This is a genomic window from Niveispirillum sp. SYP-B3756, assembly GCF_009495745.1.
GTDB lineage: Bacteria > Pseudomonadota > Alphaproteobacteria > Azospirillales > Azospirillaceae > Niveispirillum.
On sequence record NZ_WIDQ01000006.1, the window covers coordinates 65,754 to 89,487 of the forward strand.

The window sequence follows — 23,734 nt, forward strand, 5'->3', positions numbered from 1 at the left end:
CGTCACAGCACTCCCTCGTCCCGGTCATCGTCGGGGGCGGCGGGGATATCGGCTTGGGCGGCGCCCGCGACGACGCGGCGTGCCAGGGCGGTCAGGGTGGGGTCGGCAAAGAAGTCCTTGATGCCCAGGGTGACCCCGTAGACCTCGCGGATGTGCGACAGCACGCGGGTGGCGCCCAGCGAGTTGCCACCCAGCTCAAAGAAATGCGCATCCGCCGACGGCACCCCGCCGCCCAGGATGCGCTGCCACAGCGTCGCCAGCGCCGCGCGCACCGCCGCCTCATCCCGTGGCTGTGTTGCCACCGGTTGGGCGAAGGTCGGTTCGGTTGTCGCGGCCTTGCGCACAGGGGTGGGCCGGCCGCGTGACACCATCAACTGGGACGTCAGGCCCAGGGGCAGGGCGCGGAAGATGGCGATGCCTTCGGCCGGCGTGATGCTGTCGGCCTCGAATGGGTTGCCGTGCAACCCATCGGCTTGCGCGCGGGGCGGGGGGGGCGGCTGAATATGGTCGGAAGCCACCAGGGCGAAGCCCTCCACCGCCACCCGCACGCGGCCCGTCCGGTCGGCCAGCGCCACCGTCCATTCCATGCATGTGTCCGTCTGGCGGGGCGCCTCCTCCACGATGCTGACGAGATCGGCGCCCAGGGGGGCATGGACCCGCAGGCGGCGATACCCCACCGGCAGGGCCAGCCCACCGCTGCCGCGCAGGTAATGATGGATGCTGAGGGCGATATCGACCAGGGCCGGGTGCAGCACGGTCGCGGCCAGATCGGCCTGGAAGGCGACATGCAGCGAGAGATCCGCCACGCTGCGTCCGTTGCCGCTGGTCAGGCGGGTCAGGCAGTTCCAGCGGTCACCCAGGTCCGGGCCGTCGGGCGCGCGGCCGGGCAGGGGGTGCGCCTGCGTTCCGGGCGTTACCGCCACCGTCTCCGCTGTATCGGCAAGCGGGCGCAGGGTGGCATGGGCGTGCAGCACGGGTTCCGCGTCCGGCGCCACGCTTTCCACCCGCACGGCCAGGCCGTCGGCCAGCGGCACAAAGCCGATGCGCAGCTCGACGGCGGTGTCGGTGGCCAGCAGTCGCTGGAAGACCAGATCGCGTATCTCCACCGGTTGGAAAGCGCCACCTTGGTGCAGCACGTGGGCTTGCAGGATCAGGTCCAGGATGCCGGTGCCGGGCATGGTGGGGCGGCCGGCCACGCGGTGGTCGGCCAGCAGCCAGTCGGTACGCCCGTCCAGCCGGGCATGGAAGCGCACCTCGCCATCCGGCATGTGCACACGTTCGCGGAAGCGCGGGTGGTCCAGCGGTGTGAGGGTGGCCTGACGGTTCCAGATGTCCTGGGCCATGCCCACCGTGCGCCAGGAATTCCAGTTCACCGACAGGATGGGCATGGGCGCATCAGGTGTTTGGGCCAGGGCGTCCAGCACGGCATTGGCGGCGGCGTAATGGCCTTGGCCGACCGTGGGGCGCACGGCGGCCAGGGAGGAGCAGAAGACCAGGAAGTCGGGCGGATCGTCCCGCAGCAGGTCGATCAGGGCCGCCGCACCCGCCACCTTGGGCGCGATGACGGCGCGGGCCTCATCCATCGTCAACCTGTCCAGCGTCGTGGCGCCGGGCAAGCCGGCGGCGTGGATGACGCCGTCGATGCGGCCGAAGCGGGCACGGGCCACCGCCACCGCGCCGGCCATCTGTGCGGCGTCGCCGGTGTCGGCGGCCAGCGCCAGGACCTGCCCGCCCTGGGCGGTCAATGCCGCCAGACGGCGGGCCTTGGCATCCGTATCGCCCGCCGCCGGAACGGCGCGCGACACCAGGGCCAGACGGGCGCCCAAGGTGCTGGCCAGATGGCTGGCCAGGGTATAGCCGATGCCGCCCAGCCCGCCGGTGATCAGATACGTGCCACCGGGGCGCAGCCGGTGGGCCAGGGCGGATGGCCCCTCCTCCGTGATCTCCACCCCTTCCTGCGTTGCGGCCCAGCGGTGGGGGCCGCGCAACGCCACGCTGGTGCCGTCACCACCGCCCTGACGGATCTCGGCCGCCAGCGCTGCGGCGGTGCTGCCGGCATCGATGACACGGCAGGAAAGATGCGGATATTCCTGCGCCGCCACGGCGGCCAGTGCCGGCAGCACGGCCAATGCGGGCACTGTCATGTCGGTCCCGGTGACCTGGAACAGGCCGGGGGCCACGATTGTCAGCCCCCAGGGCTTGCCCGGCCAGACGGCGTCCACCGCCCGGATCCAGCGGTGCAGATCGCTGAAGGCCGCCAGCGCCGCCTCGGCGGAACCGGCCACCGGTGCGGGTGTGCACAGCACCAGATCGGTTGGCCCCCAGATTTTAAGGCGGTTCAGCAGGGCATCCAGGTGATCCGCCCGGGTGGCGTCCACGGTGTAGCGTCGTTCCGCTGGGTTGGTGGTGGTGGCGCCGGGCGCGATGCGGATGATGGTATCGCCCAATGCTTCCAGTGCATCGGCCACGCCATCACCCAGGGCCGCCCCATCCAGCACGACGATGCGGCAGCGCGCCGGCCCGGCGCTTCCCGTCAGCGGTGGCAGGCGGCGCCAGGACGGTACCTGGAAGACAGGCCGGCCTTCCTCATCTGGGGCAAGGGCGGGGGACGGGGACGTCTCCCCCGTTTCCCCAGCCTGTTCCTGCCGGCCGTTCAACCAATACCGCTCCCGCTCGAAGGGGTAGGTAGGCAGGCCCAGACGCGCGGGCGGCGTACCCTCCCATACGGCCCGCCAGTCCGGGATGACGCCGGCCAGCCACAGATCCGCCAGCAGTTGGGCGGGGCTGCCGGTGCCGATATCCAGCCGGACATGGCCCGCGTCGACCGGTGCATCCGCCGGCCGGACGGGGAAGGTCGCCGGTTCCAGGGCCAGCGCCACCCGGTCGGCGCCCGGGCCCGTCAGGCTGGCGGGGGTGATGCCCCAGGCGATGAGGGCGCGGATCAACGCCGCCGCCTGGTCTGGCGGGATGCCGGTGGTGAGGACAAGCTGGACGGGCGGATTGCGCACCGTGACGTCACGTCCCCCCTCGGCCCGGCGCAGCTTGCCGATGATCTCGGCAATGCTGGCGCCCACTACGGCGCGGCGGTGGTTGAAGCCGTGGCGACCGGCCTGCAGCGTGTGGGCGATGGCGTCCAGGGGCAGGCCGGGGTTGGCTTCCAGATGATCGGCCAGCCGGCGGCTGGCGGCGTCCAGGGCTGCGGGGCTGCGGGCCGACAGGATGATCGCCTGCGGTGCCGTGGCTCCCTTTGGCATGGGCTGCGGCGGCGCCTCTTCCAGCACCAGATGGACGTTGGTGCCGCCATAGCCCAGCGAGGTCACGCCGGCGCGGCGGGGACCATCCGCCGCTTCCCACGGCTGGGCCTGGGTATTGATGTAGAAAGGGCTGCCGTCCAGGTCCAGGCGCGGGTTGGGGCTGCGGTAGTTCAGCAGGCCGGGCAGGGTGCGGTGGCGCAGGCACAGCGCCGCCTTGATCAGGCTGACGACGCCCGAGGCGCGGTCGGCATGGCCGATGTTGGGCTTGACCGAGCCGATGGCGCAATAGCCCTGCCGGTCCGTGAACACGCGATGGGCCTTGGTCAAGGCTGCCACCTCCACCGGGTCACCCAGCAGGGTGCCGGTGCCGTGGCATTCGACATAGCCGATGCTGTCGGCGGCCACGCTGGCATCGCGCAGGGCCTGGGCCACGACGCGGGCCTGACCGTCCACACTGGGGGCATTATAGCCCGCCTTGCGGCCACCGTCATTGTTGGCGGCCGACCCCCGGATGACGGCGACGATGCGGTCACCATCCTCCAGCGCGTCTTCCAGCCGCTTCAGCAGCACGGTTCCCACGCCGTTGCTGAACAGCGTGCCGTTGGCGCCGGCGTCAAAGGCGCGAACGACACCGTCGGGGGAATACAGGCTGTCGGGCATGTGGATATAGCCCTGGGCCTGGGGGATGCGGACAGAGGCGCCGCCGGCCAGCGCCATGTCGCATTCCCCTTCCAGCAGGCTCTGCCGGGCCAGATGCACCGCCAGCAGCGAGGTGGAGCAGAAGGACTGCACTGTCAACGCTGGCCCGCGCAGGTCCAGCTTGTAGGCGATGCCGGTGCTGAGGAAGTCCGGGTTGGCGAAAAAATCCAGCCCGACATCCAGCGCCGTCAGGTTGGGCTCCACATTGTTCTGCCAATAGCTGTTCAGGCTCTGGCCGAAGAACAGGCCGGTGCGGCCGGGCGTGCCCTTGGGATCGTAACCGGCATTTTCCAACGCCTCCCAGCAGCATTCGAACAGCAGGCGGTTCTGCGGCGCCAGACATTCCGCCTCACGGGCGGTGAACCCGAAGAAGCTGGCATCGAAACGATCGACGTCGGGCAGGATGCCGCCAACGGGGACGTAATCGGGCCGGGTATAGTCCGCCACCGGCACGCCGGCCGCCCGCAACTGGTCGGGCGTGAAGCGGGTGATGGAACAGACGTCCTTGGACAGGTTGCGCCAGAACCCCTCGGCCGTGTCGGCACCGGGCACGCGCAGGCCCATGCCGATGATGGCGATGGCGCCGTCCAGATCGTTGCGGTTGCTCGTCATGTTCATCAGAAGAAATCGTCCCGTTTCCTGTCACGGCGCGCCCGGCGGCTGTCCCGCCCATCGCCCTCAAGCCCTGTCGCTTCCACCATCGCCGCCGGTCGCGGCGGTGTTTTGGCCTCTGTCAGCCGGTCGGCCAGCGCCTCTACGGTGGGCGCCTCATACAGTATCACGGCGGGCAGGTTGGCCCCGAAGCTCCGGTTCAGGCGCGCCACCAATCTGGCGCCCACCAGGCTGTCACCGCCCAGGTCGAAGAAATTGTCCTGGATGCCGACCTCCCGGATGCCCAGGATCTCCTGCCAAAGCGCCGCCACCTGTCGCTGGATCGGCGTGGATGGCATGATGAAGGAGGTGGCGAGTTCCGGCCGGTCATAGCAGGCGGCCGCCGCCGCGGTTGCCGGCGTGTCCTCGTCCCGGCCGGCGGCCGCGATGTCGGCCAGCATGGTGTTCAGGTCGGTGGGCGACACCAGGATGTGCGGCAGGCCACGCTGACCCAGGATGCGCAGGAAGGCGTCCACGCCCTCCTCCGCCGTCAGGGCCTGTGCCGCCTGGCGGGTGGTGACCGTGCCGGTGAAGGCGTCCCGCGCCATGCCGACATCCGCCCAGGCGTCCCAGCCGATGGCCACCGTGGGCAGGCCGGCGGCGCTGCGGCGGTGGGCGAAGGTGTCCAGGAAGGCATTGGCGGCGGCATAGTCCATCAGGCCGGCGGCACCCAGGACAGCGCTGCTGGAGGAGAACAGGGCCAGGAAGTCCAACGGCACCTGGGCCACGGCGTCGGCCAGGACCAGTGTGCCATCCACCTTGGGCGCCAGCACGGTCGCCATGCCGGCCGCATTCTTGGCGGTCAAGGCGCTGTGGCTGGCCAGACCGGCGGCATGGATGACGCCGTGCAGAGCACCGTGCCGGGCCAGGGTGTCGGCGATCAGGCGCTCCATGTCTTGCGCGCTGGTCACGTCGGCCGCCGCCACCGTGACTTCCGCCCCCGCCTCGCGGATCCGCTGCAGGATGTCCTGGCGCGGGTCGTCCGCCGCCGGCACGGTGCGGCTGCACAGCACCAGCTGGGCCTGGCAGCGTTGGGCCAGCGCCTGGGCGATGGTCAGGCCGATGCCGCCCAAGCCGCCGGTGATGAGATAGACGCCGTGTGGCCGCAACGGGCTGGGTTCGCTCTGCGGGATCGCCAGGGGCTGGAAATCGCGCACCCATCGTCTGTTATGGCGATAGGCCACCAGACGGTCGCCGCGCGGGTCGGCCATCTCATCCAGGATACGGCCGGCCACCTGCGCGGCGGTGGCGGAGACCGCCACGATATCGATCAACCGGCAATCCACCCAGGGGCATTCGCGTGGCAGCACCAGGGCGGGCCCCATCAGCATTGCTGCCTCCGACGGTCCCGGCGGATCGCCCGTCACGTCCTGCACGCCGCTTGCGACGATGGCCAGTTGCACCGGGTCCGGCGTCTCGGCCAGGGCCTGACCCAGGAACAGCAGGCTCTCCAGGCCCAGGCTGCGCACATGGTCGGACGGAATGCCCAGGCAGGCGGCATGGATGATGCGGCGCAGGGGCCCCTGTGAGCGCACCCGGTTCAGCAGGGCGGCATAGGCCGCCGGGGCATGGGCCAGACCGGATGGGCCGGCGATATCGACCACCACCGTTTCAGCACCCAGACGGGCCGCCAGCCGCTCGGCCACGCCGGCGCCGTCGGCGAAGATCAGGGTCAGGCCGTCATGCAGGGGCGCTGCGGCCGGCGGCAGGGGCGTGGGCGTCCAGCGCGGGGTGTAGAAGCGGTTGGCGGCGTCCGCCCGCACCGGGCCCGCCGCCTGCCGGGCAGCACCCGGTTCCACCCAGTAGCGCTGCCGATCGAAGGGATAGGGGGGCAGCGGCACGCGTCGTGCGCCGGCGATCAGCGGCCAACGGACGTCCACGCCCGCCAGCCACAGGCTGGCCAAGGCCGACAGCCAAGCTTCGCGGTCATCGCGTTTTTCCGTTTCGCGCCGGGCGGTGGCCAGCACGGCCGGGCCATCGCGGCCGACAACGCGCTGCGCCTGGGCGCTCAACGCCCGGCCCGGACCCACCTCCAGCATCAGCCGGCCGGGGGTAGCCTTCAGCGTTTCCACACCCCGGCGGAACTGCACCGCGCCCCGCAATTGCCGTACCCAGTAATCCGGATCGGTCGCTTGTTCCGCCGTCAGCCAATCGCCCGTCAGGCAGGAAATGACTGGAATGCGCGGCGCCTGTCGTGTCACGCCCGCCACCACCTGGCGGAAGGCGTCCAGGATGGGGTCCATCATGGCGGAGTGGAAGGCGTGCGAGGTCGCCAGCGTGTGCGTGGTCACGCCGCGTTCCGCCAACGCTGTCGCCACGGCGGCGATGGCGGCCGGCGGGCCGGACAGCACGCACTGGGTCGGGCCGTTGTCGCCTGCCAGACAGACCATGTCGGACAGATAGGGGTGAATGTCCCCGACGGGCAGATTCACCGCCAGCATGGCACCGGCCGGCAATGCCTGCATCAGGCGGCCACGCGCCGCCACCAGACGCAAGGCGTCCGCGTAGGTGAACACGCCGGCCAGACAGGCGGCCACATACTCGCCGACGCTGTGCCCCATCAGGGCCCCCGGTTCCACGCCCAGACGCTGCCACTGCCGGGCCAGCGCGTGCTCCATGACGAACAGGAACGGTTGGGTATGGCGGGTCTGGCCCAGGAAGGCGCGCGCCTCTTCCCGCCGCTCCGCCGTGGGGTACAGCATGGCGCGCAAGGTGGCGGCCGCCGTACCCTCCACCGTCGCCAGCAGATCCAGGCCCTGGTCGATGTCGCGCTGGAAGTCGGGCCAGGCGCGATAGAGGTCCAGCAGCATGTCGGGATGCTGCGCCCCCTGGCCGGGGAAAAGGAAGGCTACATCCGGCGCCTCGCCCGCCACGGGGCGGACATGGGCGCGCGGCGCCTGCGCCAGTGCCTCGTCCAGCTTGGCGCCGGCGCGCACCACCAGAGCGGCGCGGTGGGCGAAGCTGTCGCGGCCCTGTTGCAGGGTATGGGCGGTGTCGGCCAGTGCTGGCGCGTCGGTGGCGGTCAGGCGGCCGGCCAGCGTGCCCAGGGCCGTGTCCAGCCCGCGGGCGCTGCCGGCGGAAACGGGCAGCAGGTGCCAGCCATCGTCGGCCCGGGCCCCCACCGGTGCCGGGGCCTGTTCCACCACGACATGCACGTTGGTGCCGCCAATGCCGAAGGAACTGACGCCCGCCCGGCGCACGCCCGTGCCGGGCCAGGGGCGCAGGCTGCCATTCACGGCGAAGGCTGATCCGGCGAAGGGGATCTTGGGGTTGGGGCTGTCGAGGTGCAGGCTGGGCGGGATCTGCCCCTCCCGCACCGTCAGCACGGTCTTGATCAGGCCGGCGACACCGGACGCGGCGCCCAGATGGCCGATATTGCCCTTGACGGAGCCCAACAGGCAGGGCGTCGTGGAATGCTGCCGGCCGCCCCAGGCCTGGATCAGGCCCGTCACCTCAATGGGGTCGCCCAGCGGTGTGCCGGTGCCGTGGGCCTCCACATACCCCAGTTCGTCCGGCCGCACGCCGGCATGGTCCCAGGCCGCCGCCAGCACGCGGGCCTGGGCGTCGGCGTTGGGGGCGGTGTAACCCAGTTTTTGCGACCCGTCATTATTGACCGCCCAGCCCTTCAGCACGGCGTGCACCGTGTCGCCGTCGGCCAGCGCCCGGCCCAGTGGTTTCAGCAGCACCACGCCGACGCCGTTGCCATTGACGGTGCCGCTGGCGGCGGCGTCGAACGGCCGACAATGGCCGTCGGCCGACGCCACCAGACCTTCCCGATGGCGATAACCCTGGATCTGGGGCAACTGGATGGAAACGCCGCCGGCCAGCGCCATCTCGCACTGGCCGGAGATCAGCGCGTCGCAGGCCATGGCCACCGCGGTGAGGGAGGTGGAACAGGCGGTCTGCACCGTCATGGCCGGGCCACGCAAGTCCAGGGCATAGGCGGCGCGCGTGGCCAGGAAATCCTTGTCGTTGGCCAAGCTCAAGGCATAGCCGCCATTCATGTCGGTGGAGTCCAGCCGGTCCGCCAGGTTGAACAGCAGGTAATTGCTGATCTCCGATCCCGCGTAGATTCCGACCCGCTCGGTCAGAGCGCGACGGCCATAGCCGCCATGTTCCAGCGCGTGCCACACCGTTTCCAGGAACAATCGCTGCTGCGGGTCCAGCGTTTCCGCCTCACGCGGAGAATACCCGAAGAAGCCGGCGTCGAAATCCTCCACCCCGTCCAGCACGCCATTGGCGGGGACATAGGTCGGGTCGTCCACCAGGGTGGCGGGGGCGCCGGCGGCCAGCAGCTCCGACCGGGTGAAGCGGCGGATGCTCTCCACGCCGCGCAACAGGTTGTCCCAGAAGGCGTCCACGTCCGGGGCGCCGGGGAAGCGTGCGGCGAAACCGATGACGGCGACGGCGTGATCGCCCGCCTCGGCGCGGGCCGGCACCGCCACGGGGGCGTCGACCGCGCCCTCGGCCCTCAAATAGGCGGCCAATCCTGCCACGGTGGGATAGCGGAACAAGTCCGCGATGGGCACTTCGCCCAGGCCCGCATCCTCCAGTCGCCGGCGCACGCGCGCCAGCATCAGTGAGGTGCCGCCCAGGTCGAAGAAATGGTCGTTCCGGCCCACGGCGGGCAGGTTCAGCAGGTCGCACCAGATGCGGGCGACCGTGCGTTCAACCTGCCCCATTGCCACGGGCACCGTGGGTGCCGTGGGTGATGGTTCCGCTGTCCGCTGGTCCAGCGCGACCCGGAGATGCCGATCAAGGGCGGTCCCGTCGATCTTGCCATGCGCGGTCAGGGGCAGGGCAGGCAGCGTGGCCCACACGCGGGGCGTCATCCAGCCGGGCAACCGATCGGTCAGGAAGGCGGTGACGTCTTCGGGCGTGATGGCGGCGCCGGCGGCCGGCACCAGACAGGCACCCAGCATGGCCTCGCCCGACGGCGGGGTGATCAGGCGCACGGCGGCGGCGGCGATATCCGGGTGCAGGCGCAGGGCGGCCTCCACCTCCCCGATCTCCAACCGCATACCGCGCAGCTTCACCTGCTGGTCGCCCCGGCCCAGGAAATGCAGGCTCAAGCGGCCATCGGCATCCCGCATAAGGCAGGCGCGATCGCCGGTACGGTAGAGACGCCCGCCCGGCACGGCGGGGTCCGTGATGAAGGCGGCATCCGTCAGATCCGGCTGGTTCAGGTATCCCCGCGCCAGGCCGCGTCCGGCGATGTACAGGTCGCCGGCCACACCTGGGGGTACAGGCCTCAGCGCCCCGTCCAGCACGTAGAGCTGCGTGTTGGCGATGGGCGCGCCGATGCGCACCGCCCCCTCATCCGGCTGGGATGTGCAGGGCCAGGCGCTTGCCAGCACCGTGGCCTCTGTCGGGCCATAGACATTGACCAGCACCGCCTGGGGCAGGGCGGCCTGGAAGCGGCCGATCAAGGCGGCCGGCAGGGCCTCGCCGCCGGAAATGACCAGACGCAGGCTATCGCACGCGGTAATCCCCGGCTCTTCCAGCAGGGTGTGCCACTGCGAGGGCACGGTGAACAGCGCCGTTATCCGGTGGCGGCGGATCAGGTCGATTTGGCGCGATGGATCACGATGACCATCCGGCCCGGCCAGCACCAGCCGGGCTCCGGTGATCAGCGGCCAGAACAGCTCCGCCACCGACGGGTCGAACGTCAGCGGCGTGCGTTGCAGCAGTGCGCCATCCACCGTCAGAGGCCACCTGTCCTGACACCAGGCCAGAAGGTTGATCACGGCGCCATGCGGCACCATCACGCCCTTGGGCATCCCGGTGGTGCCAGAGGTGAACAGAACATAGGCCAGATCGCCCGGCGTCACCGCCGTCAACGGCGCGTCCGCTCGCTCATGGTCCGTTTCGGCCAGGACCAGAATCTGATCATCATCCAGACCGGTGAAGCGGTCGCGCCGGTCCGGCTGCACCAAGACCCGCGTTAGTTTGGCGTCCCGGGCCAGGGCCGTCAGCCGATCCGCCGGGTCGTCGGGTGACAGCGGCACATAGGCGCCGCCGGCCTTCAGGACAGCCAGCACGCCCACCACCAGGGCGGTGGATCGCTCCAGGCACAGGCCGACCAGGGTGCCCGGCCCGACGCCCTGGTCGGCCAGCCTGTGGGCCAGCGCGTTGGCGCGGCGGTCCAGAACCGCGTAGCTCAACACCTCCTCCCCCGACAACAGGGCCGGGGCGTCGGGCGTGCGGGCCGCCTGGGCGGCGATCAGGTCATGGATGCAGGCCGCAGGAATGTCGCGGACGGTGTCATTCCAGCGCGCCAGCGCCGCGCGGTCATCATCGGTCAGCAGGTCGATGGCGGTGACCGGGGCGTCGGGCTGGCTGACCAGGCCCGCCAGGGCCACCTGGTAATGCTCCGCAATTCGCGCGGCGCCCGCCGCATCGTAATGGGCGGTGTCGTATTTCAGGACGCCGTGCAGATCCCCGCCCGCCTTGAACCATTCCATGGTCAGGGGGTACTGCCCTTCCTGCTGGTCCAGGAAATAGGGCTCGATCTCCAGCGGGCCGAAGGGGATGGCCCCCGTGCGGCCGGGCAGGAAGGCGTTCCCCAGCGGGCCCATTTCCTCAAGATTGCGCAGGTGGAACAGGGTGGTGAACAGGGGGTGCGGGCCGGCATGGTCGGCCTGCGGCGCCAGGGCGGCGATGTCGGCGAAGGGCAGATCCTGGTGGGCGATGGCGTCCAGCACCGTGCGCCGCACCTGACGCAGGAAGTCGGGCCATGTGCCGGTCAGGCTGGCCCGGATGGGCAGGACATTGACGAAAAAGCCCAGGGATTGGGCCCAGGCGCGCTCACTGCGGCCCAACGCCGGGGTGCCGGCAACGATGTCCTGCTGCCCGCTCAGGCGACCGAGCAACAGCAGCCATGCAGCCAGCAGGGTCATGTTCAGGGTGGCGCCCTGTTCCTGCCCCATCCGTTCCAGCGCCGCTGTTGCGTCAGGCCCCAACGTGAAATGCAGCGACCGGCCCGCCAGCGCCGTGGTGCCCTGCGGCCGGTTGGCCAGGGGCGGTTCTGCTGGCGGCGGCGCACCGGCGAGTTGTCCGCGCCAATAGTCGCGCAGCGCCCCGCCCCGGGGACCGGCCAGCAAATCCCGCTGCCAGGCGATGAAATCGGCGTAAGCGCGGCCGGCTGGCAGGGGCAGGGCGCCGCCGTCGCGTTCGATGGCGTAGGCGGCCTTCACCTCATCCAGCAGCAGCTCGAACGACCAGACGTCGATGGCGATGTGATGGACGGCGACCAGCAGCACATGGTCATTGTCGGCAGCCTGCCACAGGGCCACGCGCAGGGGCGGCCCCAAATCCAGTTGAAAGGGGCGGCGATAGGCCGTGTCTACGGCGGCGTGCAAGTCGTCCGGATCGGTCGGCGCCTGGTGACGCTCAATGGAGAAGCCGTCGGCCGGCACCGCGTCCTGCCGGGGCAGACCGTCGGGCGCGCTGAAGCGGGCGCGCAGACCGGGGTGGCGGTCCAGCACGCGTCGGAAGGCCCGCTCCAGCGCGTCCACATCCAGGGCGCTGCGGATGCGGGCGGTGAAACAGGTGTGGAAGGCGGCGCTGTCCGGTGCCAGTTGCTGCAGGAACCACAGCCCCTTTTGTCCCACGCTCAAGGCCGTGGGGTCGGCGCCGCCCTGGGTGGGGGCGGGTATGATGGTGGGGGCCGCAGGTTCGCCCAGCGCCTTGACCAGGGCCGCCAATGTGGGGTGCTCGAACAGGATGGTGGGCGGCAGGCTGATGCCCAGTCGGGCCTCCACGGCGTTGCGCAGGCGCAGCGCCATCAGGGAGTCCAGGCCCAATTCAAACAGATCCTGTGATGGATCGATGATCGTGCCGAGGGCGGCGCCCAGCACCTCGGCGGCGGTGGCGGCCAGGAAATCGGTCAGATCGGCGGGCTTGGCCGCCGGGCCGGCAGGCAGCAGGCCGCGCAGCAGGGTGGATGATGTCCCCGCCGGCAAGGCGCGGCCATAGCGGGACCAATCCACGGCCAGGATCGTGGCCTGGGCCCAGTCGGCGGCCAGCACCCGGTCCATCGCCGCCAGCGCCCGTTCCGGTGCCAGGGGGGTGAAGCCCAGGGCCGACAGGTTGGCGGCGGCCTTGCTGTCGGCCGCCATGCCGACGCCGGCCCAGGGGCCCCAGGCCAGGCTGGTGCCCGGCAGGCCCTGCCGCCGACGATGGGCCGCCAGGGCGTCCAGGAAGGCGTTGGCGGCGGCGTAGTTGGCCTGGGCTGCGGCGCCCAGCACCCCGGCGGCGGAGGCAAAGAACACCGCCACATCCAACGCCAGATCGCGGGTCACTTCATGCAGCGCCCAGGCGCCGCCGGCCTTGCCGGCCATGGCATGGGCCAGACGTTCCGGCGTCTGGTCGGCCAGCATTCCATCGTCCAGCCGGCCGGCCAGATGGAAGAAGCCGGCCAGCGGCGGCATTGCCGCCTTGATGCGGGCCAGGGCCGCTTCCAGGCTGGCAGTATCCGACACGTCGGCGGCCAGGACCAGGACGCGCGTGCCGGATGCCGCCAGCGCATCGAGCCGCGCCTGTGCCGTGGTGGTGGGGCCGTTGCGTCCCAACAGGGCCAGATGGCGGGCACCGCGCCGGGCCAGCCCCTCGGTCAGGTCCAGGCCCAGGGCGCCCAGGCCGCCGGTGACGAGGTAGGTTGCGTCATCGCGCAGCGTGAAAGGCTGGTCCGCCGGCGACGCGGCTTCCAGCCTGGGAGCCAGGATGGTGCCGTCGCGCAGGGCGCATTCACCGGGGACCAGCAGGTCGGGCAAACGGTCCCAGGCCACGGTGTCCAGCGCCGCCGGCAAATCGACCAGCCCTCCCCACAACATTGGTTGTTCCACCGCCAGCGACCGACCCAGGCCCCACAAGGCCGCCTGGAAAGGGTCGGGCGTGTCATCCGGGCTGGCGGCCTGGGCCATGCGGGTGGCGATCCACAGGCGCGGCGGCGCGTCGAGCCGTGCCAGCGTCTGCGCCAGTCGCAGGGCCGGTGCCGCCAGCGCCAGATCGGCGCCCCCATCCAGCGCCCGCAGGTCAAGGATGGCGGCACCATGCGTATCCGCGTCAGCCAGCGCGCTTTCGTCCGCGATCCGCAGCGCGCCGGGGAAGGCGTCGGCCGGCAGGCGGGCATGGGGCAGGATGATCCAGCGGGTGGCCAGGGGGCGTTCCGCCGTCGGGTGCCAGGTGACGCGATAGCAGGGGGGCGCACCTGCCTCACTCATTCCGATGGCGCGGCGCAAGGCGTCCGCCGACAGGGTTTCGCCGCGCAGGCCGCGCAGGTGCAGTTGGGGCTGGCCATCCGCGTTCAACAGCAGGATGTCACCCCCCGGCAGGTTGCCGGCATCGCGCGTCAGGGTGGCGGCGGCCCATTGGGGGGCGCTGGCCTGACCGGACCAGGTGACGCGGTCCACGCCCACTGGCACCAGGGCAGCATCGCCCCCGCCTTGCCACAGGGCGGGCAGCAGTTGCAGCCCGGCATCGATCAGGCCGGGATGGAAGCTGGGCTGCCAGACGCCATCGTCGGCGCCGGTTTCCAGCCGGGCCAGCGCGTCGTCACCCGCCCGGCGGGCGGCGCCGGCGCGACGGAAGGCCGGCCCCAGCACCAGCCGGTCGCGTTGACTGTTGAACAGGGTGTCCAGCGTCTCCGACCAGCCGTCCCAGCGGGCGGCGGGGGTGTCGGCGACCAGATCGCGGGCGTCAGCGGCAACCAGGGTGGCGGTGGCGTGGGTGACGGCGCCGGTCTCGGTCAGGCGCACCAGACGCAATTCCGCCCGATCCTCATCCAGGGGGCGCAGGCGCAAATGCAGGGTGACGGCGCCGGCCTCGGGCAGGACCAGGGCAGCGGGGAAGGCGACGCTCTCCAGCGCCAGCGGCCGGCCGGGCAGATGGTGGCCGGCCGCCGCCAGCATCATGGACAGATAGGCGGCGGCGGGCACCACCGGCTGGCCGAAGACACGATGATCGCGGAACAGCGGATGGCTGCCCAGGCCGATCTCAACCTCCCACAAGGTGTCGTTGAGCAGCGGGCTGCGCCATTGGCGGCCCAATAAGGGATGCACGACATCCCGGCTGGTGCGGCCCGTGGCAGTGGGGGCCGGCAAGGGCACCAGTGGCCCGCCGGGCTGGCCGAAATGGCAGGGCTGGGGATCAAAGGCGGTGGCGGGCAGGTCCACCCGCCGGTAAGGGCCATCCAGGCCCAGGGCCGCAGCGTCCGGTTTGTTGCCTTCGACATAGGCGCGGGCGGCCGCATGATCGGCCACGGTGCCGTTCCGCAGCCAGGCACCCAGCGCATGGGCCAGATCCCCGGCGTCGGCGCCCGCCACGGCCAGACGATGGGCAAAGGCGCTGCGGTGGTGCAGGGCCGTGGCACAGATGTCGTGCACGCTGGTGTGGGCCGGCAGGGTGGCGAGATGCGCCTGAACCCGGCGTGCCGTCTCTGCCAACGCTGCCGGCGTGCGCGCCGACAGGCACAGCAGGGCCGGGCCGACGGGGGAAGCGGTGGTGGCCCCATCGGTCGGCGCCTCGCCCAGGATGACGTGCGCGTTGGTGCCGCTGAAGCCGAAGGAACTGATGCCGGCATGGCGGGCTGGACCACCCGCCGGCCAGGGCACGGCCGTGGTGGGCACCCGCAGGGCCGCGTCGTCCCAGGGGATCAGGGGGTTGGGCGCCGTGAAGTGCAGGTTGGGTGGGATGCGGCCATGGCGCAGCGCCAGCAGCACCTTCAGCACGCCGGCCATGCCGGCCGCCGCCTCCAGATGGCCAAGGTTGCTTTTGACGGCACCCAGGACCAGGGGGCGGGCAGGGTCGCGGCCCTGGCACAGTGCCTCGGCCAGGGCATCGGCCTCAATGGGATCGCCCAGTGGCGTGCCGGTGCCGTGGGTTTCCACATACTGGATGTCTGCGGGGGACAGGCCGGCCTTGTCCAGGGCCTCCCGCAGCAGGCGCTTCTGCGCCGCGCCGTTGGGGGCGGTAAAGCCGTTGCTGGCACCGTCCTGGTTCACCGCCGTGGCCTTGACCAGCGCCAGGATGGGGTCGCCGTCACGCCGCGCGTCCGCCAGGCGCTTCAGCACCACCATGCCGCAGCCTTCGCCCCGGCCATAGCCATCGGCCGATGCCGCGAAACTCTTGCACCGCCCGTCAGGGGAGATGGCCTGGAGACGGGAGAAGCAGACATGGGTGGCCGGCGCCAGGATAAGGTTGACGCCGCCCACCAGGCCCAGGTCCGTCTCCCCTTCCCGCAGGCTCTGGCAGGCCAGATGGAACGCGACGAGAGAGGAGGAACAGGCGGTGTCCACCGGGAGGGCCGGCCCCTCCAGCCCCAGGAAATAGGCGATGCGGCCGGCCGCCGTGCTGGGCGTGCTGCCGGTGATGGAATAGGCGTCGATGCGCGACAGATCGGCGGAATGGCGGTGGGCCAGGGTATAGTCGTCGCCCGACAGGCCGATGAACACGCCCGTGCGGCTGCGCTTCAGGGTGGCGGGAACGATGCCGGCGGACTCCAGCGCCTCCCACGACACTTCCAGCAGCAAGCGCTGCTGCGGGTCCAGGGCGCGCGCCTCCTTGGGCGACAGGCGGAAGAAGCCATAGTCGAACCGGTCCAGGGCCACGTCCAGGAAACCACCTTGGGCGGTGTGCATGGTGCCGGGCAGCTTGCCATCCGGGTCCAGATAGGCGGCCGCGTCCCAGCGGTCGGCCGGCACGGTGCCGACGGCATCCCCCCCACGATCCAGCAGGCGCCAGAAGGCGTCCGGATCGTTGGCGCCACCGGGGAAACGGCAGGCCATGCCGACGATGGCCACCGGCTCATGCTGGCCGCCCGCCTGTTTTGCTTCCAAGGCCGCGCGCTGCTGCTTTTCCGCTTTCAGCGCGCGGTACAGGCGTTTGATCGTCTCTTGCGCCGATGCAAGCTCGGGCGCCGTGCCCGGACCGTCCGTCATGGTCCGACCTTCAACAGATCAGCGTTCAATTCGCGGCTGACCAGTGCTTCCAGTTCAGCCAGGCTCAAATCATCCAGGTCGTCGTCCTCATCCGGGCCGGCGGTGCTTTCCGGAGGGGCGGGCGGGGCTGTTTCCCGTTCCAGGAACCGGGTCAGATCGTCCACCGTGGGATATTCGAAGATCAGGCCCACGGGCAAGGCGCGCGACAGGGCGCCGTTCAGCGCGCGGGCCAGATTGGCGCGAACGCTGACGGCGGCCAGACTATCCAGCCCCTGTTCCATCAGGGCCACGGTGTGGTCCACCGCGTCGGTGCCGGTGAAGCTCAAGGCCTCCGTCACCACGTCCAGCACCAGGGTCGCCAACAGCCGCCGTCGCGCCTCACCGGTGGCACCCGCCAGACGCGTGGACAGATCCACCTCCTCTGCGGGCGCCACAGCCACCGCCGGGGCAGCAGGCTTCGTCAGGCGACGGAAGGGGGCGGTACGGCCGGTACCGTCGCCATATTGCGCCACGCTCTGGCCGACATACCGATCCCAGTCGCAGTTCAGCGCGCCAACATGCGGCACGTTGGCGGCCAGCGCCGTTTCCAGCGCGCGGCGCCCCTGGTCGGCGGTCAGCGGATGGATGCCCAGCCGGTTGAAGCCGGCGGTGACGCGGTCGCTGGCGGCCATGCCGGCCTCTGCCCACGGACCCCAGCTGATCGCCACCGCCCGCTGCCCCCGCGCCCGCAAATCAGCGGCCAGCGCGTCCAGATAGGCGTTGGCGGCGGCGTAGTTGGCCTGACCAGGATGGCCCAGGATGGACGCGGCGGAGGAGAACAGCACCAGAAAGTCCAGGTTTCGCCCCTCGGCCAGATGGGCCAGGGCCAGCGCGCCCTCCATCTTCGGTGCGGCCACCGCGTCCAGCCGTTGCGGCGTCTGTGCGGAGAGCGCCCCGTCATCCAGCATACCGGCGGCATGGATCAGGCCGCGCAAGGGGGGCAACCGTGGTTCCAGCAGGCCCCAGGCCAGGGGCAGTGCCGTGCCATCGGCCAGATCGGCCCGCAGGGGGTAAAGGGATACGCCCCGTTCCGCCAACCGCCGGGATTGTCCATCATCGACAGCACCACGCCGGCTGGCGACAACGATGTGCCGCGCGCCGCGATCGGCCAGCCAGTCCACCATCACCGACCCCAGGGCGCCGGAGCCGCCCGCCACCAGATAACTGGCATCGGGGGACAGGGCCGGGGCCTGGGACGTGACGGGGGCCAGGGGGAGCAGAACCGGGTGCAAACGGCGGCCGCCGCGCCAGGCGACCTCCGCCTGACCGCCGATGGTCAGTTCGGCCAGCAGCCGGTCGGCCTCTGCCTCCAGGCTGGAGGCAGAGGGGTCCAGGTCGATGGCGCGGCAGGGTAGGGACGGCTGTTCCAGCCGCAGCACCTTGGCCAAGCCCCAGGCTGGGGCCTGGGCTGCCGTCACGCTTTGGTTCTCACCGGCCGCCTGCGCCCCCCGGGTCACCAGCCACAGCGCGCCCGTCGCGGATACGGCCGCCAGCGCCTGGGCGGCCAGCAAGGCCGGGGTCAGGCCCAAGGCGCGGGCCTGGGCCGGCGCGGTACCGGCGTCAATGTCCAGATTGCCCAGATGCAGGATGCCCAGGCCGCCGCCGGGGGCAGACGCGGCGGCCTCATTCAACACGGTTGTCAGATCGGCACTGCCGGCCGGGACGGTGCGGCAGGGCAGGCCACGGGCGGCCAGCTTTGACGCCACGGCTGTGCCCAGGCCTGCGCTGTCGGCCAGCACCAGCCAGGCGCTGGGCGTTGGGGCCGCCGTCTGGGGCAGATCGTCGGCTCGCCAGTCCAGGCGATAGAGCGGCAGGGCCGGGGCGGCCCCCAGGATCTGCTCGCGGCGGGCAACACGACCGGTGAAGCCCGCAAGGGTCAGCACCGGTATGCCGTCATCGCCGCAGAGCTGGATATCGCCACGAACCCCGCCGCCATCGGCCTGCCGGGTGAAGCGGCCAAAGGCCCACAGGGTTTCTGCGGCCGGTCGGCCCTGGGGGCGGGAATGCAGGCGCAGGCGCTCAATGCTGGAGGGGATGAAGGTATCGGCCACATCCAGGTCCACGGCGGCAATCATCAGGCCGAAGCAGGCGTCGATCAGACCCGGGTGCAGACCATAGGCCGCGTCGGTCGCGGCATCCAGTTCCGCCGGGCGGCGCAGGCGGCAGAAGGCCCGGTCCGTGCCGCGCGACAGGGCCGTCATCCACCGGTATTGCGGGCCCAGCACGATGTGGCGCTGTTCCAGCCGTGCGTAGTGGTCGTCCAGCGCCACCGTCTGTGGGCATTCCGCCTGGCACAGGTCCGGGGCGGCCAGGGCGGCGATGGTGTTGGCATCCTCCAGCGGGTGCAGGGTGGCGGTGACGTGGCGGCGATACGCGCCATCCCCGTCGCCCAGGGAAATCAGGGTGGCGGTTTGGTTGCCGTCCGCCTGGGGTTGCAGCACCAGCTGCACAGTGACGCCGTCCGCCGGCACGGTCAGGGCCTGCAGGAAGGCGACATCGCGCACCTCCAGCCGGCCATTCAGCGCCGCCACACCGGTCAGCATGGACATGTAGCAGGCGCCAGACACCACCGGCTGGCCATGGACCAGATGGTCGGCCAGCAGCGGCAGGCGCGCCGTATCCAGCCGGCCCTCATAGAAGGTGTCGTGCGTCAGCGGGCTGCTGAAACGCCGGTCCAGCAGGGGATGCGGCCGGGCCTCCAGCACCGGGGCGGGACTGGCCTTTGGCGGTTCCAGCCAATAGCGGCGGCTTTCGAACGGGTATGTCGGCAGTGACAGGCGCCGGCGGCGGTAGGGCTGGTCAAAGGCGGCCCAGTCCACGGCACCGCCGCGGACATGGACATGGCCCAGGTCGCGCAGCAGCCCGGCCCAGCCATCCGCCATCACATTCACTACCACGGCCCCATCGGGGGCGGGGGGCAGTTCGGTGGCGATGTCCTGGCCCGCGCGATCCAACGCCTCTTCAAGGGACAACCCGCCCAGCGCCCAGCCGGCCGCCGCCATGGCACCCGTGCCAGTGCCCAGCACGCCATCGGGTTCCAGGCCCCAGCCGCGCAGCAACGCGGCCACGGCAATGCCCAGGCTGGCCGTCGCCGCGCGGGTGAAGGCGGCATCACCCGGCCAGGGCGCGTCCCCATACAAGCAACCGACCAGGGACGCCGCCGGCCAGCGGCGGCTCAGCAGCCGGTCGCATTCGTCCAACTGGGCGCGGAAGGGCGGCGCCGTCTGGTAAAGCTCTTGCCCCAGGCCGGGCTCGGCATGATCGGCGAAACGGAAGGCGATCTTGATGCGGGGGGCGGCTGCCAGGGTGACCGGGGCCACCCTCTCCAGCGGTGCCAGTGCGGCACGCAGCTCTGCGACTGTCTCGAACACCAGGGCATGACGGTGTTCGAAGGCCTTGCGGCCGGTATTGGCGGTGAAGCACAGGTCCGCCGCATCGGTATCCGGATGATCGGCGAGGAAACGGCCATAAGCGCGTGCCAGGGCGGCCAGCGCCGTCGGCGTGCGCGCCGACAGGGTCAGCAGGTGCGACGGCCGGTCGTTGCCGGCAGCGATACGCGGCGTGGGCGGGGCCTCTTCCAGGATGACGTGGGCATTGGTGCCGCCGATGCCCAAGGAGTTCACGCCCGCCCGCCGGGGCACCCCGGCCGGTGGCTGCCAGGGCACCAGGGAGGTGTTGATGTGGAAGGGACTTGCCGCCAGATCGATGGCCGGATTGGGCGTCTGGAAATGCAGGGTGGGTGGGATCTGGCGATGGTGCAGGGCCAGCACCGTCTTGATGAAGCCGACAATGCCTGATGCGATCTGCAAATGGCCGACATTGGTCTTGACCGAGCCCAGGGCGCAATTCCCGGCGGGGATCAGGGCGGTGGACGATCTCAGGCCGGCGGCCAGACTGGCGACCTCGATCGGGTCGCCCAGCGCCGTGCCTGTGCCATGCGCCTCCATGAAGGTGATGGTGTCGGCGGGCACGCCGGATGCGGCCAGCGCATCGCGGACCACGCCGGTTTCGCCCGTGCCGCTGGGGGCCATGAAGCCCACCTTGACACCGCCATCATTATTGACGGCCGTGCCCTTGATAACGGCATAGACATGGTCGCCGTCGGCCAAGGCCGCCTTTAGCGGCTTCAGCAACACGGCACCCACGCCGCTGCCGAAGATGGTGCCGGTGGCGGCGGCGTCGAAGGCGCGGCAATGGCCGTCGGCCGTCACCAGCATACCCTCCTGCCACAGATGGCCGGCGGCCTGCGGGCTTTGCACGGCCGCCGCACCCGCCAGCGCCATGGCGCAATCGCCGGCCAGCAGGCTCTGCACCGCCGCGTGGATGACCACCAGACCGGTGGAGCAGGCGGTCTGCACGTTCAGGCTGGGGCCGCGCAGGTCCAGTTTGTAGCTGGTGCGCGTGGCGATATAGTCCTTGTCGTTCGCCACCATGGCCTGGAAGCCGCCCATGGAATCCAGGGTGAAGACGTCGATGCGGTCGCGCGGGTCCAGCTTGTGCCGGTTGGGATGAACGTTATTGCTGAAGTAGGTGTTCATGCTGGCGCCGACGAAGGCGCCGATGCGGCCGGGATACTGGAAGGGGTTGTACCCCGCATCCTCCAGTGCTTCCCATGCGCAGTGCAGGAATAGACGCTGCTGCGGATCCATCAGCTCCGCCTCGCGGGCGCCATAGCCGAAGAAGGCGGCGTCGAAGCCGGCGGCGTCCTTCAGCACCGGGCTGGCGGGCACGTAATCCGGATGCGACACCGCCGCGCGGTCGAAACCGGCGGTCACCAGCTCATCGACGGTGAAGCGGGCGATGGATTCGCGCCCCTCGCGCAGGTTGGCCCAGAACTCGGCCGGATTATCGGCGCCGGGGAAGCGGCAGGCGATGCCGATGACCGCCACATCCGTTTCCCCGTCATAGGCGCGGCGCGGCGCGACCGGGGTGCGGGCGGTGTCCATATCCTGCCCATCTGCCGCATCCCGCAGGTAGGCTGCCAGGGTGCGGACGGTGGGGAAGCGGAACAGGTCCACTGGCTCCAGCACCGGGAAATGTTGCTTCAGGCGGCCAGCCACCTGGATCAGCAGGACGGAATGGCCGCCCAACTCGAAAAAATTATCGTCCGGGCCGACCGCGTCCAGTCCCAGAGACTCCGCCCAGACCGTGGTGATCAGCGCCTCTTGCCCCCGGCTGTCCCGGCGGGGTGGCGCCGGCCGCGACGTCTCGGCTGCCAGGTGATAACCGCGCAACTCCCCCTTCTCGAACCGGCGCTTCAGCTCCAGACGCTGGATCTTGCCGATATTGGTCTTGGGGATCAGGTCCTGCGGCAGGGCCAGCAGGTGGGTGGGGGCAAGGCCGGTGCGGCGGGTCAGGTGGGCGCGCAGGCGGCGGCCCAGGTCGTCGCCGGCCCTGTCTCCGGCCGGGCTGAACACCAGGACCAGTTCCTCCGTCCCGCGCTCGGCACTGAAGATGGAAAAGGCGGCGGTGAAGGACGGGTTGATGCCCGCCACTTCTTCGGCCGCCGCTTCGATGTCGTGGACCGGGATGTTCAGGCCATTGATGATGACGATCTGCTTCTTGCGGCCGGTGATGTACAGCTCACCGCCCAGGATATAGGCCAGATCGCCGGTGGCGAACCAGCCGCCGGGCTTCAGCGCCTCCGCGTTCGCCTCGGCATTGTCGTAATAACCTTGCGTTACCGACGGGCCGGACAGTTCAAGCAGGCCCAGTTCACCGTCGGGCAGTACGCCCCCTTCTTCATCGGTGATGCGGATGGCGGCCCCGGGGATCGGTGGGCCCAGCGACAGGGTGGTAGGGTTGCCGGCCAGTTGGCCCCGTGTCAGGCCCCTGGACCAGGTGATGCCGGAGCAGCTTTCCGCCATGCCGAAAGCCGGGCGCAGGGCACCGTCGCGCAGGCCGTGCGCTTCCAGCAGTTCCAGGAATGTGGCGGAGGTGGCGGCCGCCACCTGTTCGCCCGCGCTGACCAGGAAGCTGACGGATGATAGGTCCAGCTCCAGCGCCGCCAGCCGGTCGGCGCTGCGGCCGATCATGGAAAAGGCAAAGTTGGGCGCCCAGGAGATGCTGACGCGGTGGCGGCTTAGCAGCGACAGCCAGCGCAGGGGATCGGTCAGGATGTATGCGGTGGGGACATGCACCTGCCAGGCACCGAGCACTGCCGGCATCACACCCAGGAAGACGTTGGCCCCCGGATGGTCCAGGGGCATCCAGTTCAATGTCGTGTCGGCCGCAGCAAAGCCGTTGGCCTGGATGGTGCCGGCCACCATGGCCAGGATGTTGGCATGGGTCAGCATGACCGCCTTGGGGGTGCCGGTGCTGCCCGAGGTTTGCGGCATCATCGCCAGGTCATCCGGCTGAATGTCGGGCAGCCGCGTCGCCATGGGGCCTTGCGACAGTCCTTCGGCCGACAGGGCCTGGAAGCCTTGCCAGCCGTTTGCCGCGGCATGGGCGGCCAGTCCCGCCGGGATGTCGCCATCAGCCACCACCAGGGGGCGGTCCAGCAGCGCCCAGATGGCCTGCAACTTGCGCACCGGTGGTGCGCCCTCCTCAATCAGTGTGGGGGGCGCCATGGGCACGGCCACGATGCCGCCCAGGAAACAGGCCCACAGCAGCGGTACCAGCCGACCCACATCCTTGACCGGCAGGATGACCCGGTCGCCGGCGCCCAGGCCCGCCGCGTTCAGGCCACCCAGGACATGCAGCGCCTCCGCCAGCACCTGCGCGTAGTCGGACCGGTGTTCCGTGCCGTCATCATCAAGGAAGATCAGTCCGCCCCCGCTGTCCGCCGCCTGCCTCAGGACCTGACCCAGATTGCTGAATCCCAGGGGGGGCAACGGTCCCCCGAAAACGGCAGCGGAGAATGCGGGCGGGCGCGTCATCGTGAGATACCTGATTGTGTTGTTTTAGAACAACCACAGGCGTGCCAGAAGGGCGGATGAAAGCGGCCTGTGGCGGTGCGGCCGTACGCATCTGCCAATGCGGATGAATCCAGTGCGGATGGAGGAAACCCGCCTGAATTTCCGCGTGTTTCCCGACGTCTTGTTGTCCGCTGTTCAGGCATACGAATAAATCCCTTCCAGGTTGTCAAGACGACGGTTGATGCCTTGCCGGTACTGGGGGCGTGGCCTGTTGAAGCCAGGACGGCCGCAC

At 70.6% G+C, this 23,734-nt stretch carries 3 protein-coding genes; all 3 read right to left on the bottom strand.

From position 1 onward, the window contains the following. Positions 1 to 2 precede the first annotated feature (2 nt). Genes GE253_RS14000 through GE253_RS14010 form a run of 3 tightly spaced genes read right to left on the bottom strand, consistent with a single transcriptional unit; the run spans position 3 to position 23,463 of the window. Positions 3 to 4,571, bottom strand: a complete 4,569-nt coding sequence (locus GE253_RS14000; protein ID WP_153204749.1) for an SDR family NAD(P)-dependent oxidoreductase — start codon at positions 4,569 to 4,571, stop codon at positions 3 to 5. Continuing rightward, positions 4,571 to 16,543, bottom strand: coding sequence for a non-ribosomal peptide synthetase/type I polyketide synthase (locus GE253_RS14005; RefSeq protein WP_153204750.1), 11,973 nt, complete (start codon positions 16,541 to 16,543; stop codon positions 4,571 to 4,573). The genes GE253_RS14000 and GE253_RS14005 overlap by 1 nt, the downstream gene beginning before the upstream one ends. Continuing rightward, complete coding sequence (locus GE253_RS14010) at positions 16,540 to 23,463, bottom strand: type I polyketide synthase (protein WP_153204751.1); 6,924 nt, start codon at positions 23,461 to 23,463, stop codon at positions 16,540 to 16,542. Before GE253_RS14010 ends, GE253_RS14005 begins: the two co-directional genes overlap by 4 nt. Positions 23,464 to 23,734 lie beyond the last annotated feature (271 nt).